15 protein-coding genes and 3 pseudogenes are annotated in these 13939 nt (G+C 60.0%); 10 read left to right on the top strand and 8 right to left on the bottom strand.

Going from position 1 to position 13939, the window contains the following annotated elements:
* Positions 1-432: an MFS transporter gene (locus C8024_RS20055; RefSeq protein WP_217272032.1), complete on the top strand. Its 432-nt coding sequence runs from the start codon at positions 1-3 to the stop codon at positions 430-432.
* A gap of 53 nt (positions 433-485) precedes the next feature.
* Positions 486-1283 carry an MFS transporter gene (locus tag C8024_RS06205; RefSeq protein ID WP_367947183.1) on the top strand — a complete coding sequence of 266 codons (798 nt, stop codon included), beginning with the start codon at positions 486-488 and terminating at the stop codon, positions 1281-1283.
* 6 nt (positions 1284-1289) lie between these two features.
* Here C8024_RS06205 and C8024_RS06200 read toward each other — a convergent pair whose 3' ends face one another.
* The 7 genes from C8024_RS06200 to C8024_RS06170 all read right to left on the bottom strand — a co-directional run bounded on the left by C8024_RS06200 (position 1290) and on the right by C8024_RS06170 (position 6919).
* On the bottom strand, positions 1290-2000 hold the full coding sequence (locus C8024_RS06200) for an MBL fold metallo-hydrolase (RefSeq protein ID WP_173203533.1): 711 nt from the start codon (positions 1998-2000) through the stop codon (positions 1290-1292).
* Positions 1997-2407: a hypothetical protein gene (locus C8024_RS06195; RefSeq protein ID WP_173203524.1), complete on the bottom strand. Its 411-nt coding sequence runs from the start codon at positions 2405-2407 to the stop codon at positions 1997-1999. Before C8024_RS06195 ends, C8024_RS06200 begins: the two co-directional genes overlap by 4 nt.
* A 180-nt stretch (positions 2408-2587) precedes the next feature.
* Positions 2588-3271, bottom strand: a complete 684-nt coding sequence (locus C8024_RS06190; protein WP_100095639.1) for a DUF1013 domain-containing protein — start codon at positions 3269-3271, stop codon at positions 2588-2590.
* A gap of 153 nt (positions 3272-3424) precedes the next feature.
* On the bottom strand, positions 3425-4489 hold the full coding sequence (locus C8024_RS06185) for a glycosyltransferase family 1 protein (RefSeq protein WP_173203522.1): 1065 nt from the start codon (positions 4487-4489) through the stop codon (positions 3425-3427).
* Positions 4486-5400 carry a UDP-2,3-diacylglucosamine diphosphatase gene (locus C8024_RS06180; protein ID WP_173203520.1) on the bottom strand — a complete coding sequence of 305 codons (915 nt, stop codon included), beginning with the start codon at positions 5398-5400 and terminating at the stop codon, positions 4486-4488. The genes C8024_RS06185 and C8024_RS06180 overlap by 4 nt, the downstream gene beginning before the upstream one ends.
* Positions 5401-5493: 93 nt before the next feature.
* Positions 5494-5913 carry an NUDIX hydrolase gene (locus tag C8024_RS06175; RefSeq protein ID WP_173203518.1) on the bottom strand — a complete coding sequence of 140 codons (420 nt, stop codon included), beginning with the start codon at positions 5911-5913 and terminating at the stop codon, positions 5494-5496.
* A gap of 25 nt (positions 5914-5938) precedes the next feature.
* Positions 5939-6919, bottom strand: coding sequence for an NAD(P)H-quinone oxidoreductase (locus C8024_RS06170; protein WP_173203516.1), 981 nt, complete (start codon positions 6917-6919; stop codon positions 5939-5941).
* A 130-nt stretch (positions 6920-7049) separates the two neighbouring features.
* On the opposite strand from C8024_RS06170, the gene C8024_RS06165 reads away from it, so the two are divergent.
* On the top strand, positions 7050-7247 hold the full coding sequence (locus C8024_RS06165) for a DUF1192 domain-containing protein (protein WP_173203600.1): 198 nt from the start codon (positions 7050-7052) through the stop codon (positions 7245-7247).
* A 268-nt stretch (positions 7248-7515) separates the two neighbouring features.
* Positions 7516-9833 (top strand): annotated as a pseudogene (gene clpA / locus C8024_RS06160) (ATP-dependent Clp protease ATP-binding subunit ClpA).
* Positions 9834-9899: 66 nt separating this feature from the next.
* Here the strand turns inward: clpA and C8024_RS06155 are convergent.
* Entirely contained in the window at positions 9900-10520 is a 621-nt protein-coding gene (locus C8024_RS06155) for a winged helix-turn-helix transcriptional regulator (protein WP_367947190.1), read from the bottom strand.
* 147 nt (positions 10521-10667) lie between these two features.
* On the opposite strand from C8024_RS06155, the gene C8024_RS06150 reads away from it, so the two are divergent.
* The 6 genes and pseudogenes from C8024_RS06150 to C8024_RS06125 all read left to right on the top strand — a co-directional run bounded on the left by C8024_RS06150 (position 10668) and on the right by C8024_RS06125 (position 13937).
* Entirely contained in the window at positions 10668-11117 is a 450-nt protein-coding gene (locus tag C8024_RS06150; RefSeq protein WP_217272029.1) for a VOC family protein, read from the top strand.
* Positions 11038-11624 (top strand): annotated as a pseudogene (locus C8024_RS06145) (VOC family protein). Before C8024_RS06150 ends, C8024_RS06145 begins: the two are co-directional and overlap by 80 nt.
* Positions 11621-12259, top strand: coding sequence for a glutathione S-transferase family protein (locus C8024_RS06140; RefSeq protein WP_367947182.1), 639 nt, complete (start codon positions 11621-11623; stop codon positions 12257-12259). Before C8024_RS06145 ends, C8024_RS06140 begins: the two are co-directional and overlap by 4 nt.
* Before the next feature lie 15 nt (positions 12260-12274).
* Entirely contained in the window at positions 12275-12733 is a 459-nt protein-coding gene (locus C8024_RS06135; RefSeq protein ID WP_173203514.1) for an SRPBCC domain-containing protein, read from the top strand.
* Positions 12734-12851: 118 nt separating this feature from the next.
* Positions 12852-13526 (top strand): glutathione S-transferase family protein, encoded by a 675-nt coding sequence (locus C8024_RS06130; RefSeq protein ID WP_173203512.1) that lies wholly within the window; start codon positions 12852-12854, stop codon positions 13524-13526.
* 28 nt (positions 13527-13554) lie between these two features.
* Positions 13555-13937, top strand: a pseudogene (locus tag C8024_RS06125) (DUF1428 domain-containing protein).
* Positions 13938-13939: the final 2 nt, after the last annotated feature.

Genomic DNA, 13939 nt, shown 5'->3' with positions numbered 1-13939 from the left:
ATGAGCGAATCCACTCCCCTGCCCGCCGCCAGGTCGTCACTGGTCTTCGTTTTTCTCGTCGTACTGATCGATATGCTGGGCTTCGGCATCATCATGCCGGTCCTGCCGAAACTGATCACCAGCATCACCGGAGACACAATTTCCGATGCGGCGGTCTATGCCGGCTGGCTCGCCTTTGCCTACGCCGCGATGCAATTTGTCTTTGGCCCGGTCATCGGCAACCTGTCCGACCGCTTTGGCCGGCGACCGGTGCTGCTCGGCGCGCTCGGCGGCTATGCCATCGCCTATATGCTGATGGGATTTGCCTCCTCGATATTGTGGCTGTTCGCCGCGCGGATCATCGCCGGGATCATGGGCGCCAGCTTCAGCACCGCCTATGCTTATATCGCCGACATTTCCCCGCCCGAAAACGGGCGCAGAATTTCGGACTGATCGGCGCGGCCTTCGGACTGGGTTTCATCATCGGTCCGGCGGTCGGCGGCATATTGGGTGAATATGGCACCCGCCTGCCCTTTTTCGGTGCCAGCGCGCTGGCCGCGCTCAATCTGGTCTTCGGCTTTTTTCTGCTGAAGGAAAGCCTGCCGGCGGAAAAACGGCGGCCGTTCCGACTGGCCCGTGCCAATGCGTTCGTGGCCCTGAAAGCGCTCAGCGGCCAGAACAAGGTCGTTTTCTGGTATGCTGGCGCGCTGACCGTATGGATGACGGCGCATGTTGTCTTCCCGATCATATTCGCCTTCTACCTGATCGAGGCCTTTGGCTGGAGCGAATTATATGTCGGCCTGTCCTTCGCCGCGGTCGGGCTCGGTGCCGCATTTGTCCAGGGCTTCCTGATCCGCGTGCTGGTGCCGCGCATTGGCGAGCGCAATTCCGCGCTGGTCGGGGCAATCGGCATGGCGGTCAGCTGCATATTCTATGTTCTGGCCGGATCGGGGCACGCCTGGCTGATCTTCATCGCCATTCCGGTCGGGTCCATGCAGGGGCTGTTCCAGCCTTCGCTCAACGGCCTGATGAGCAACGCCGTGTCCGACGAGACACAGGGCGAGCTGCAAGGTGCCGTCGCCAGCCTGCAGAGCATTGCCTCGGTGGTCGGTCCGCCCCTGTTCGCCGCCGTCTTCGCCGCCTTCACCGTGGCGGGCAGCGTCTATTATCTGCCCGGCGCGCCGTTCGGGCTGGCCGGGATCATCTGTCTGGTTGCGCTGGCCATCTTCCTGCGCGGCTATGCGTTGCACTGCACCAGCGGCGAAGTCGAGCCGCCGGTCGATGCCAAGTCTATCGTCAGCTGATCCGGTTCAAACGGCGCTGTACCAGGCAGTGCCGTCTTTCATCTCGAGCCGGGCGCGGCCGGTATATAGCAGATGGCGAAGCGTTGCCATTGCCTCGCCGCTGGCCATGCCGATGACGTCGGGCGTGATCGGGCGGCGGAACAGATAGGGGAAGCTGTCGACCACGCGCTTGGGGCTTTCGCGCAGGCCCTGCTCGAGATCGTCGAGCGCCTCGTTATGCCGTTCGGCCAGCGCGTCGAGCCGCTGGTGCGCGCCGAGAAACGGGCGGCCATGGGCGGGCAGCACGAGCAGTTCATTGTCCAGTTCGGCGCGGAAATGCGCGATACTCGCCAGCCATTCGCCGAGTGGATCACTGGTCGGTTCGCTGAGCATGGTCGAGATATTGGAGGTGATGCGCGGCAATATCTGGTCGCCGGAGATCATCACCTTGGCGCTGTCATCGATCAGGCAGGCATGTTCGGGCGTATGGCCGTTGCCGATCATCACCCGCCATTCATGGTCGCCGGTTTTGAGCCTGGTGCCCTCTTCCATGCGGATATGGCCGATCGGCAGGTCGGAAACGGCGCGGGCGAAACGGCCCCAGCCCTTTTTTGCGAAATCGTCGATCAGATGCTGTTCCCAGCCGCAGAATTGCCACTCGTCGAGCGCCTCCTGCGGCACGCCGTCGCGCTTGTCGGCGAGCAGCATGCGGGTCAGCAGCCATTCGGTCCGGTTCATGTGCAGGGGCGCCTTGAACCGGTTGGCCAGCCAGCCGGCGCAGCGACATGGTCGGGATGATAATGGGTGACGATGATCTTGGTCGCGCTCTGTCCGTGCAGCGCGCCTTCCTCGAACAGATGTTTCCAGGCGTCGATCACCTGCGGCATGAACAGTCCGGTATCGGCTATCGCAAAACCGGCGCTGCCATCTTCGTGCCGGTCGGCCAATATCCAGTTGTTGATATGGCCCAGCGGACCGGGCACCGGCGTACGGGTCCAGCCAATGCCGGGCATCAGTTCAAAATATTCGCCGAATTTCGGTTCATAATCGCCGAGCGGATAGGTCAGACCGTCCGACTCAATCGGGTCAAAGCCGTGATCGGCGAGCATTGCATCATAGGCAGGCGGTTTCCGGGGTGCATCCATGGACCAGCCATAGACCCATGGCCAGCAGAAGCGCAAGACAGTTTAACCGGATAGTTAAACACGATTATTGATAGGGCCGCAGACAGCGACCACCGCCACATGAACGGGAAAAGCCAGCGCTCCCGCGCTGGCAATCACCCTGTTCGATTATCATGCCGGTCCCGGCAGGAAGCCTGCGGCTCAGCGGTCCTTGAACAGCGTTTCGGCGGTATGCTCGACCGGCGCCGCTTCTTCTTCGCTTTCACCCGACAGGGCCGCTTCCGCATCGCGGGCCGCCTGTGCGCGTTCCTCGTGCAGTTCGGCGATCAGCGCCTGCTTGTCGCCGCCCAATTTGCTGTCATCGGTCATTTCCGGCTCGATACCGGCCTTTTTGGCGGCCTTGGCAACCACGGCATCGAGCTCTCGCTGCGAGCAGAGGCCCAGGGTCACCGGATCTTTCGGCGAAATATTGGCGATATTCCAGTGCTCGCGATCGCGGATTGCGCTGATCGTGGTCCGGGTGGTGCCGATCAGCTTACCAACCTGCGCATCGGAAATTTCCGGGTGGTTGCGGAGCAGCCAGGCAATCCCATCGGGCTTGTCCTGGCGCTTGGACACCGGCGTATAGCGGGGACCCTTGGTGCGGCGTACCTGCTCCGGACCTTTCTGGATAACCATGCGGTAATCCGGGTCCTTCTCTGCTTTCTCGATTTCCTCGTGGGTCAGTTCGTGCGCCTGGACCGGATCGCGTCCGGTATATTTGGAGCTGGCGAGATCATCCGCCATCGCGTTAACTTCGAGGATGTGGATACCGCAAAATTCGGCGATCTGGTCAAAGCTGAGCGCCGTATTGTCCACAAGCCAGCTTGCGGTTGCATGCGGCATAAGAGGGGTTGCTTGTTCGGCCATGATGGCATCCTTCTGATAACTGGCGCTAATGTGCCAGCGATACTATAAAAATAAAGGGCCGCCCCCTTGCGGAGACGGCCTGTTGGGAACCTATGTAGGTTATCCGGAGGGAGTCGGCAAGATATTTGGCTAAACCCGCGCAAATATTGCCTTTGCGAGGATCCTGCGGGACATGTGCCAACCCGGACGCCGGTCCTGCAATACCAGGCCGCCCAGAAACTGGCTGGCACTGGCATCCCAGCTGTATCGCGCACCAAGGGCGATACAATCTGCCGCATCGCTTGCCAGTGCGCGGCGGATCGCGACGTCCAGATCATCATCCATGGCACCGCTTTCCGCCGTCAATATGTCGACCGGTCCGGTTACCGGAAAGGCCGCTACCGGCGTGCCGCAGGCGAGCGCCTCGATGATGACCAGTCCGAATGTATCGGTCTTGCTGGGAAAGACAAAGACGTCCGCCCCGGCATAATAGCCGGCCAGTTCCCGGCCCGTTTTCCTGCCGGCGAAATGCACGCCGGGATAGCGCGCCTGCAATCCTTCCAGCGCCGGACCGTCGCCGACCACGACTTTGGTGCCCGGCTGCTGGCTGTCGAGAAAGGCCTCGATATTCTTCTCGATCGCCACCCGGCCGACATAGAGCTGGATTGGCCGCGCGAGCCGGGCATAATCTTGCGGAGGCGGCGCATCGGGACGGAAATTCTCCAGATCGACGCCGCGGCTCCAGTGGTGGATATGCGACAGCCTCTCGCCGACCAATTGCTCCCGGACGCTTTGGGTCGAGACCATGATCGCTTCCGATCCCCGGTGAAACCAGCGGATATAGGGCCAGAAGACACGCGGCGACAATCTTGTGCGCCGAGCGAGATATTCCGGGAACTGTGTATGATAAGCCGTTGTGAAAGGCTGCCCTTTTCGGCGGCACCAGCGGCGGGCCTGGACGCATAGCGGCCCTTCGGTCGCCAGATGAACCGCGTCCGCTCCAAAAGCCTCGATGCGCTTTCCGATGGTGGAGGCCCGCGCGAATGCCAGCCGGATTTCCGGATAGCTCGGCGCGGCGACCGAGCGATACTGGTCGGGCGATATCACCAGTATCTCGTGCCCGCGCTCGCGCAGCAGCCCGATCACCGTGTCCAGAGTCCGCACCACGCCATTGACCTGGGGGTGCCAGGCGTCGGTTACCAGCGCGATCTTCACGCTGCCCGGTCCATGCCGCCATCAACTGATACCAGCTTGGCCGGCTGTGCCTGTCGCTCCTTGCGCGCCTTGATCTCGTCGGCCCAGTGCAGGATCTGCATATTGCCGTCGTCGCATTCGACCAGCGCGGTGCAGCCTTCGACCCAGTCGCCGTCATTATAATATTCGATACCCTTGATCACGCGATGCTCGGCGGTGTGGATATGGCCGCAGACCACGCCGTCGACGCCGCGACTCTCCGCCGCCTTGGCCACCGTCTCCTCGTAGCGGCCAATGAATTCGACCGCATTCTTGACCTTGTGCTTGGCCATTTTGGAGAGCGACCAATACGGCAGGTCCAGCCAGTTGCGGACATTGTTGACCAGCCAGTTCACCCGCATCAAGGTGACATAGGCGGCATCGCCGATAACCGCGAGCCAGCGGTGGGCGAGCATCACCGTGTCAAATTCATCGCCGTGCAACACCAGCAGCCGGCGGCCATCGGCGGTTTCGTGGATCGCCGACCGCCGGATCTCGACACCGCCAAAATTCAGCCCGGTAAACTGGCGGAACATCTCGTCATGATTGCCGGGAATATAGACAATGCGCGTGCCGCGCCGTGCCCGCTTCAATATCCGCCAGATGATGTCATTATGACCGTCGGGCCAGAAGAATTTCTTCTTCAGCCGCCAGCCGTCGATGATATCGCCGACGAGATAGAGCGTGTCGCTGTCGACATGGTCGAGAAAGTCGATCAGCAGGTCGGCGTTGCAGCCGCGTGTCCCGAGATGGATATCGGATATCCAGATCGTCCGGTAGCGGGTGCGGTCGCGCGCCGCCACCCGCGGCTTGCGCTTCAGCCGCGCTTCATAGCGGTCGACATCGAGCAGTGGAATATCGGCTTTGCTGAAAGGGGGGAAATATTTGGCCATAAAACTCCCATGGAGACTATTCCATGGGCCCGGCCCTAGCAGCGGATTGTTACAGCAAAGTCCCGCTTTTATGAAGCTTTGGTGACGGAAAAGTCAGGTATCGAGATATAATCGCACCTGGGTCTGGAGATGCGGAACAGCCTGATCGCTCGCCAGAAATTCGGTGACCGGCATGGTGGTCCAGCCCTGCCCCTCCTCACCGAATATAATGTCGTCCAATATCCCCCGCGACAGGCGGCAGACGAAGAACAGGGCCTGATGACCCGAGCCGCGCCAGTTCGGATAGGATTGAACCGGCTCGAAGCAGTCGACCGCGATGCTTATGCCGAATTCTTCCCGTGTTTCGCGCGCGACGCATTCCGCCCCGCTCTCGCCATTCTCGCGGCCGCCGCCAGGCAGATCGAGCATATCGGGAAAGGGAATGTCCGGCCTGTTGTCGCGGCGATAGACCAGGATAAGATCGTCGATGAACAGGGCGACCTTGGCGCCATGAAAGTCAGGCTCCCCGGTCATCCCCATATCATCCCGATTGCCGCTTCTATTCGACCTTCAGGACGATCTTGCCGATATGGTCGCCCGCTTCCATATGAGCGTGCGCCTTGGCGGCGTCGGCGAGCGGAAAGCTCTCGTCCATCACCGGCTTCAACTTGCCCGCCTCGACATCCGGCCAGACATAGCGGTAGATTTCATCTGCCATCAGCGCCTTGCGCTCGGCCGACTGCGGCCGCAGCGTCGAACCGGTCAGGGTCAGCCGTTTCATCATGACATGGGCCATGTTGATCGTCGCCTGCAGCCCGCCCTGTACCGCGATGGTCACATGGCGGCCGTCTTCCTTCAAACATTGCAAATTGCGCGCGACATAATCGCCGGCGACCATGTCGAGGACGATTTCAACGCCCTGCCCGTCGGTGATCTTCCTGATCTCCTCGACAAAGTCCTGGCTCTTGTAATTGATCGCATGATCGGCACCGATCTGCTTGGCGGCGGTGCATTTCTGGTCGCTGCCGCAAGTGACGATGACCTTCAGGCCGAACAGCTTGCCGAGCATGATCGACATGGTGCCGATGCCGCTGGTGCCGCCGTGGACCAGTACGGTTTCATCTTCACGGGCAAAGCCGCGGTTGAACAGATTGCCCCATACGGTGAACAGGGTCTCCGGCAGCGCCGCCGCTTCCTCCATGGTCAGGCTGTCGGGCACGTCGAGACATTGTCCCACGGGTGCAACGCAATATTCGGCGTAGCCTCCGCCGTTGGTCAGCGCGCAAATTCTGCGGCCGATCCACTCCGGCCCGACATTCTCGCCGAGGGCGACTACGGTTCCCGACACTTCGAGACCGGGCAGCGGCGATGCGCCGGGCGGCACCGGATAGAGTCCCATGCGCTGGACAACATCGGGGCGGTTCACGCCGGCAGCCGCCACGCGGATCAACACTTCGCCCGCCTTGGGCTGCGGGACCTCTACGGTCACCGATTTCAGGACTTCCGGTCCGCCGGGCTCGCTGATCGCGATGGCGGTCATCTCTTTTTGCAACAGTTCAGATACAGGCATTGAATGTCCCCCAGGAAATTTGCGACCTCCCTTATTTCCGGTCCTTATTGACAGCAAAGCGCGGGCGGTCAACATTGCGATGCAGGAGGCATGTCGATTCATGGATGATGACGAGAATTTACCGCGCAATGCCAATGATCCGGTGGCCCTTTTGGTCAAACAGGATCTGGATCCCTTGTCGGTGGACGAGCTGGATGAACGGATTTCCCTGATGAAATCGGAAATAAGCCGTTGCGAAGCGAAGAAAAACTTCGCCGTGAGCCATCGCGCAAGCGCGGAAAATCTGTTCAAAAAGTGATAAAGGCTGGCTTTCGCTAAAGCATTTGTTAACCTTGTTTACTAATAGTCGGGTTCAGACGTTTCATTTTGGACCGTATAGGAGAAGAGGGACGAAAAACTGGCAGCTTTGGCCGGATGATTGCAGATCGGAGGCAGGGCGCCCTTGACCTTTGGGGCGCGGCTCACGATCTAGAGTGCAAGCAATTGGTTAAAGCCCGGAACCGGATGAACAGCATCTGTTTCGGCAAGCGGGGCGGCAAAACCGTCCCAAATTTGGAGTAAAATACATGCCATCATTCGCGGAATCGCTCGAGAAAACCCTGCATCAGGCGCTGAAAAATGCCGCTGATCGCAATCATGAATATGCGACTCTCGAGCATCTTCTTCTCGCACTGGTTGACGATGGCGATGCTTCCCAGGTGATGAACGCCTGCGGTGTCGATCTGGGCGAACTGGAAGATGCCGTCATTCTCTATCTCGACAGCGAACTGGATTCGCTGAAGGTCGAAAAAGCCATCGACCCCTCCCCCACATCCGGATTCCAGCGCGTTGTCCAGCGCGCGATCCTGCATGTCCAGTCTTCCGGCAAGGATGAAGTCACCGGCGCCAATGTGCTGGTCGCGCTCTTCTCCGAGCGGGAAAGCTATGCCGTCTATTTCCTGCAGCAGCAGGACATGAGCCGGCTCGATGCGGTCAGCTTCATCAGCCATGGTGTCGGCAAGGGTGGCAGCACGCCCGAACCGGCCGAATTGTCCGGCATCGAAGGCGAAGAGGACAAGAAAGACAAGAACAAGAAAGAGACGGCGCTCGACCAGTTTACCGTCAATCTGAACCTGAAAGCCTCGGAGGGCCGGATCGATCCGCTAATCGGGCGGCAGGCGGAAGTCGACCGGACGGTGCAGATCCTGTGCCGGCGTTCGAAGAATAATCCGCTCTATGTGGGTGAACCCGGTGTCGGCAAAACGGCGATTGCCGAGGGTCTGGCGCTGCGGATCGTACAGGGCAATGTGCCCGAAGTCTTGCTTCCGGCCGTCATCTATTCGCTCGACATGGGCTCGCTGCTCGCCGGAACCCGCTATCGCGGCGATTTCGAAGAGCGGCTGAAGCAGGTTGTTTCCGAGTTGGAAAAATGCCGGACGCGATCCTGTTTATTGACGAAATTCACACCGTTATCGGTGCAGGTGCCACCAGTGGTGGCGCGATGGATGCTTCGAACCTGCTGAAGCCGGCGCTTTCCGGCGGCGTCATTCGTTGCATCGGATCAACCACTTACAAGGAATTCCGCAACCATTTCGAGAAGGACCGCGCGCTGCTTCGGCGCTTCCAGAAGATCGATATCAACGAGCCGTCGGTCGAGGATACGATCAAGATCCTCGCCGGCCTGCGCGGTGCTTTCGAAGACCATCACAAGGTCCGCTATTCGCCGGATGCGCTCAAATCGGCGGTTGAACTGTCGGCCCGCTATATCAACGACCGCAAGCTGCCGGACAAGGCGATCGACGTGATCGACGAAGTCGGCGCGATGCAGATGCTGTTGCCGCCTTCGCGCCGCAAGAAAATGATCACGACCAAGGATATCGAGGCCGTGATCGCGACGATGGCGCGCATCCCGCCCAAATCCGTGTCCAAGGACGACAAGAAAACGCTCGAGAATCTGGAGAAGGATCTCAAGCGCGTGGTCTTTGGCCAGGACGAGGCGATCCAGAAACTGTCGAGCGCGATCAAGCTGTCGCGTGCCGGCCTGCGCGAAGCGGAAAAGCCGATCGGCAATTATCTGTTCAGCGGCCCGACCGGCGTCGGCAAGACCGAAGTCGCCAAGCAGCTGGCATCGATCATGGGCATTCCGCTCAAGCGTTTCGACATGTCGGAATATATGGAACGCCACAGCGTTTCCCGCCTGATCGGCGCGCCTCCGGGCTATGTCGGCTATGACCAGGGCGGTCTGCTGACCGATGCCATCGACCAGAACCCGCATTGCGTGTTGTTGCTCGACGAAATCGAGAAAGCACATCCCGACCTGTTCAACATATTGTTGCAGGTGATGGATAACGGCAAGCTGACCGACCATCATGGCAAAACGGTTGATTTCCGCAATGTCGTGCTGATCATGACGACCAATGCCGGCGCGTCCGACATGGCCAAGGAAGGCATCGGCTTCGGCAATATGTCCAAGGAAGATGCCGGCGACGAGGCGGTGAAGAAAATGTTCACCCCGGAATTCCGCAACCGTCTGGATGCGATTGTTCCGTTCGCCTATCTGCCGACCGAAGTGGTGTCGCGGGTCGTCGAGAAGTTCATTCTCGAACTCGAGTTGCAGCTGGCCGACCAGAATGTCCATATCACGCTGGATGACGATGCCCAGGCATGGCTCACCGAGCGCGGCTATGACAAGCTCTACGGCGCCCGTCCGATGGGCCGCCTGATCCAGGAGAAGATCAAGCAGCCACTGGCCGAGGAACTGCTGTTCGGCAAGCTCAAGAACGGCGGCGAGGTCAAGGTGCATTTGAAGGACAATGCCCTGACCTTCGAAATCACCGCAGCGGCCCCGAAGGCGAAGAAAAAGAAAAAGCCGGCGAAGAAAACCGCCGACAGCAAGGCGAAATAATTCGCGCTTGCGCAGGGCACGGGCCCGGACCAATATCGAAAACGGCGTGGAAACCCCACGCCGTTTTTAATTATCCTGACCCCAGTCCGGCAATTTCTCGGGTAGCGGGAACAGCGTGATGAAGCTGTCCGCCAGCTGCCGGTCACCGCTCACCGACAATATCCCGGTCTGCTCCAGATCAGGGAGTTTCTCGCCGCCATAGACCGCGGCCGCCAGCCCGGGCGGCGGTCCCTCGAACAGCAGGTCTACGTCCTCCGGCTCCGTGCGGGCCGTATCGAGAATCCCGTCGTGGATATGGACAACAAATGCGTCACTGCCCAGCCGGAAGCCGATGCGCGCGTCCATATCCCCTGCCCGCTCCGGTGCGAACATGGTGCGGAATGACATCATGATTGAGGCGGCGCTGAGCGGCAGGCTGGGGTCATGGCCCGGATGACGGGTTGCCCAGCGGCCAAGCATCTGGACCAGTTCCTCGGCTTCTGTCCCCCATTCGGTGAGTTCATAAACCTGCACCGAAGCGGGCGGCGGCAATTTGCGTTTCCGCAGGATCCGGTTCTGCTCCAGCTGGTTCAGCCGCTGCGTCAGGATATTGGCGCTCACCCCCGGCAGGTCGCGGCGCAATTCACCGAAGCGGCGTGGCCCGAACATCAGTTCGCGCATGATCAGGATCGCCCAACGCTCGCCAATCAGCTCCAGCGCAAAAGCCGTGCCGCAGGCGTCATCATACCATCTTTTCCGGTCTGTTTTTCGCGACTTAGTTATTTTTCAAACTCCATAGTTGTTTTTATAACTAGAGTGGCAAGATTGTCAAATTCCGAGTCGAGGGAGAGAAGGATGACTGCCGCACACACCCGAATGATTTTTGTAAATCTGCCGGTTGCCAACCTAGCCGCCTCGATGACATTTTACGAGGCCCTTGGCTTTTCCAATAATCCGCAATTTACCGACGAGACCGCCGCCTGCATGGTGTGGAGCGAGGCGATCCACGTGATGCTGCTGACCCACGACAAGTGGCGCAGCTTCACAGACCGCCCGATCCCGCCATCGACGTCGAGCGAAGTGATGCTGGCGATTTCGTGCGACAGCCGGGACGCGGTCGACCGGATGAACGAATCCGCGGCAGCCAGCGGCGGCACCGCCGATATCAATCCGGAACAGGACCGTGGCTGGATGTACAACCGCAATCTCGCCGATCCCGACGGGCATGTGTGGGAGGCGATGTGGATGGACATGGATGCGGCGATGGAAGCTGCGGGCGATGGGGTGGAACAGCTCGCTGGCTAACACTGCGCAGGAGAGGAGAATTATCATGTCCAAGGCAACGATCTGCCTGTGGTTCGACAAGGACGCCAGGGCGGCAGCAGAATTTTACGCTGCGACTTTCCCGGATAGCGCCGTCGGCGCGGTCCAGCACGCGCCCGGCGATTTTCCGGGAGGCAAAAGGGTGAAGAGCTGACGGTAGACTTTACCGTTCTGGGCCTCTCCTGTCTCGGGTTGAATGGCGGCCCGGCCTTTCCGCAAAGCGAGGCTTTTTCCTTTGTCGTCCATACCGACACGCAGGCAGAAACCGACCGCTACTGGAACGCGATCGTCGAAAATGGCGGCACCGAAAGCCAGTGCGGCTGGTGCAAGGACAAATGGGGGGTCAACTGGCAGATCACCCCGCGAGTCCTGACCGAGGCAATGGCGCAAGGTGGCGATGTCGCCAAACGCGCGTTCGAGGCGATGATGCCGATGCAGAAAATCGACATTGCCAAGATTAAGGCGGCCGTGCGGGGTGATGCCTCGTGATCGAGCTTTTTGGTCATCCCTTCTCCTCCTACACATGGAAAGCGCTGATCCCCTTGTGGGAGAAGGGCATCCCCTTTGCATTCCGGCAACTTGACGATAACCATCAGAGCAATGGCGCGGAATTCGCCCGACGTTCGCCAACCGGCAAGTTTCCGCTGCTGGCGGACGGCGAGCGGACCATCTTCGAAGCGACGGCCGTTATCGAATATCTGGAACTCATCCATCCCGAGCCGAGGCTGATCCCGGACGGGATGGCAGGTGTCGAAACGCGGATGTTTGACAGGTTTTTCGACAATTATGTGATGAACGCGATGCAGCGCGTGGTCGAAGTACGGCTGGGGCGCGCCGATCCGTCAGAAACCGACAAAGGCCGTGTAATTCTCGACAAAAGCTATGCCTGGCTCGACGCGCATCTGGGCGATCAATGGGCGGTCGGGGATGCGTTCACCATGGCCGATTGCGCCGCCGCGCCATCGCTTTTCTATGCCGACTGGGTGCATCCGATCCCGAATGGGCTGGAACGGCTCAAGGCCTATCGGTCCCGCCTGCTGGCACGACCGACGGTCAAGCGGGCGGTCGACGAGGCACGGCCCTACAGACATTTTTTCCCCGGCGGTGCGCCGGAACGCGACTGATCGAGGAGACAGGATATGACCACGGAACAAGAGAGCCATCATGAACTATCGATAACCCGCCATATTGCGGCTCCACCGGACAAGGTCTGGAATATGATGACCGACCATATCGAGCAATGGTGGTGCCCGAAACCCTGGCGTGCGGAATTCGAGACGCTCGAACGTCGGGCTGGTGGCGTGTCGAACTGCACCATGTATGGCCCCGACGGCGAGGTTCATCCCCACCCCGGTCTGGTATTGGCCTGGGAAGAGGGTCGGCGCTTTGCCTTGACCGACGCGATTGTCGGTGACCTCGAACCGGCTGGCCCGTTCATGCTCGGGATTTGGGAGATCGAAGCGGACAATGGCGGCACCCGCTACACCGCCACCGCACGCCACTGGACAAAGGAGGCAGAAGCCCAACACAGGGAAATGGGTTTCGAGGAAGGCTGGAAAGCCTGTGCAGACCAGTTGGCCACGCTTTGCGAGAATTAGGAGACGGCCGGTGTCCATTTCAACCGGATTTCCATGCTCGACAGATGGAGGCGGGGATTGCTGACAGCCCCCTCCCCACCGCTCGAAAATGAATAGCTAACTCAAAGGAGAGAGAACAATGCCCGCCAGTTCCGAACCCAATATAAGGATTTCCGCCTTCCGGTGGGTGCCCGATTTCGCCCAGGGCATGGTCCGCGATATCCGTATCCGCTGGGCACTCGAGGAAATAGACCGTCCCTATGACACCAGCCTGCTCGACGCGATGCAGCCGCGCGATGCCGAATATCGCCAGTGGCAGCCCTTTGGCCAGGTTCCGGCCTTTGACGACGGCAATGTCATCCTGTTCGAAAGTGGCGCGATCCTGCTCTATCTTGGCGAACAGGACGAACGGCTGCTGCCGAACGATAGCCGGGAACGCTGGAACAGCACGGCATGGCTGATCGCGGCGCTGAACAGCGTCGAGCCGACCCTGTCCACGATCGTCTCCTATGATATTTTCCACGCCGACAAGGACTGGGCCAAGGCGGCCCGTCCGGCCGCGGTAGAACTGGCCGAAGCGCGACTGCAGAGCCTGTCCGACGCGCTCGGTGACAAAGACTGGCTGACCGGCCGATTTACCATTGCGGACATCATGATGGTGACGGTGCTCCGCAATCTGAGGCACACCGACATATTGGCAGGCTTTCCCCGGCTTGCCGCCTACCAGCAACGCGGCGAGCAGCGTCCGGCGTTCCAGCGCGCCCTGAAGGCACAGACGGAAACATTCGCCGGGCACCAACCGCAGATGGCCTGACCCGGGCTTCACCAAAGGAGAGAGAAAAATGAGCTATATTGACGGATTTGTGATCGCGGTCCCGACTGCCAACAAACAGAAATTTATCAATCATGCCAGCGATGCCGACAGCATGTTCGTCGAAATGGGCGCTACAAGAGTGATCGAATGCTGGGGCGACGACATACCCGATGGCAGCAGCACCGACTTTCGCAAGGCGGTGAAGGCGAGCGACGATGAAAGCGTCGTTCTGTCCTGGATCGAGTGGCCGGACAAGGCGACCCGTGACGCCGGCATGGCGAAACTGGAGGCGATGATGGAAAATCCGGAGCAAGCCGATCCGCGAATGGACCCGGTAAAAATCCGATGCCTTTCGATGGAAAACGGATGATCTTCGGCGGCTTCGAGCCGGTTGTCGCACTGGATGGCTAGGA

Source organism: Sphingopyxis sp. BSNA05 (assembly GCF_013265645.1).
In the GTDB taxonomy this organism is placed as follows: Bacteria; Pseudomonadota; Alphaproteobacteria; order Sphingomonadales; family Sphingomonadaceae; genus Parasphingorhabdus.
The sequence above is the reverse complement of the archived record's forward strand: the minus strand, read 5'-3'. Positions and strand labels throughout refer to the sequence as shown.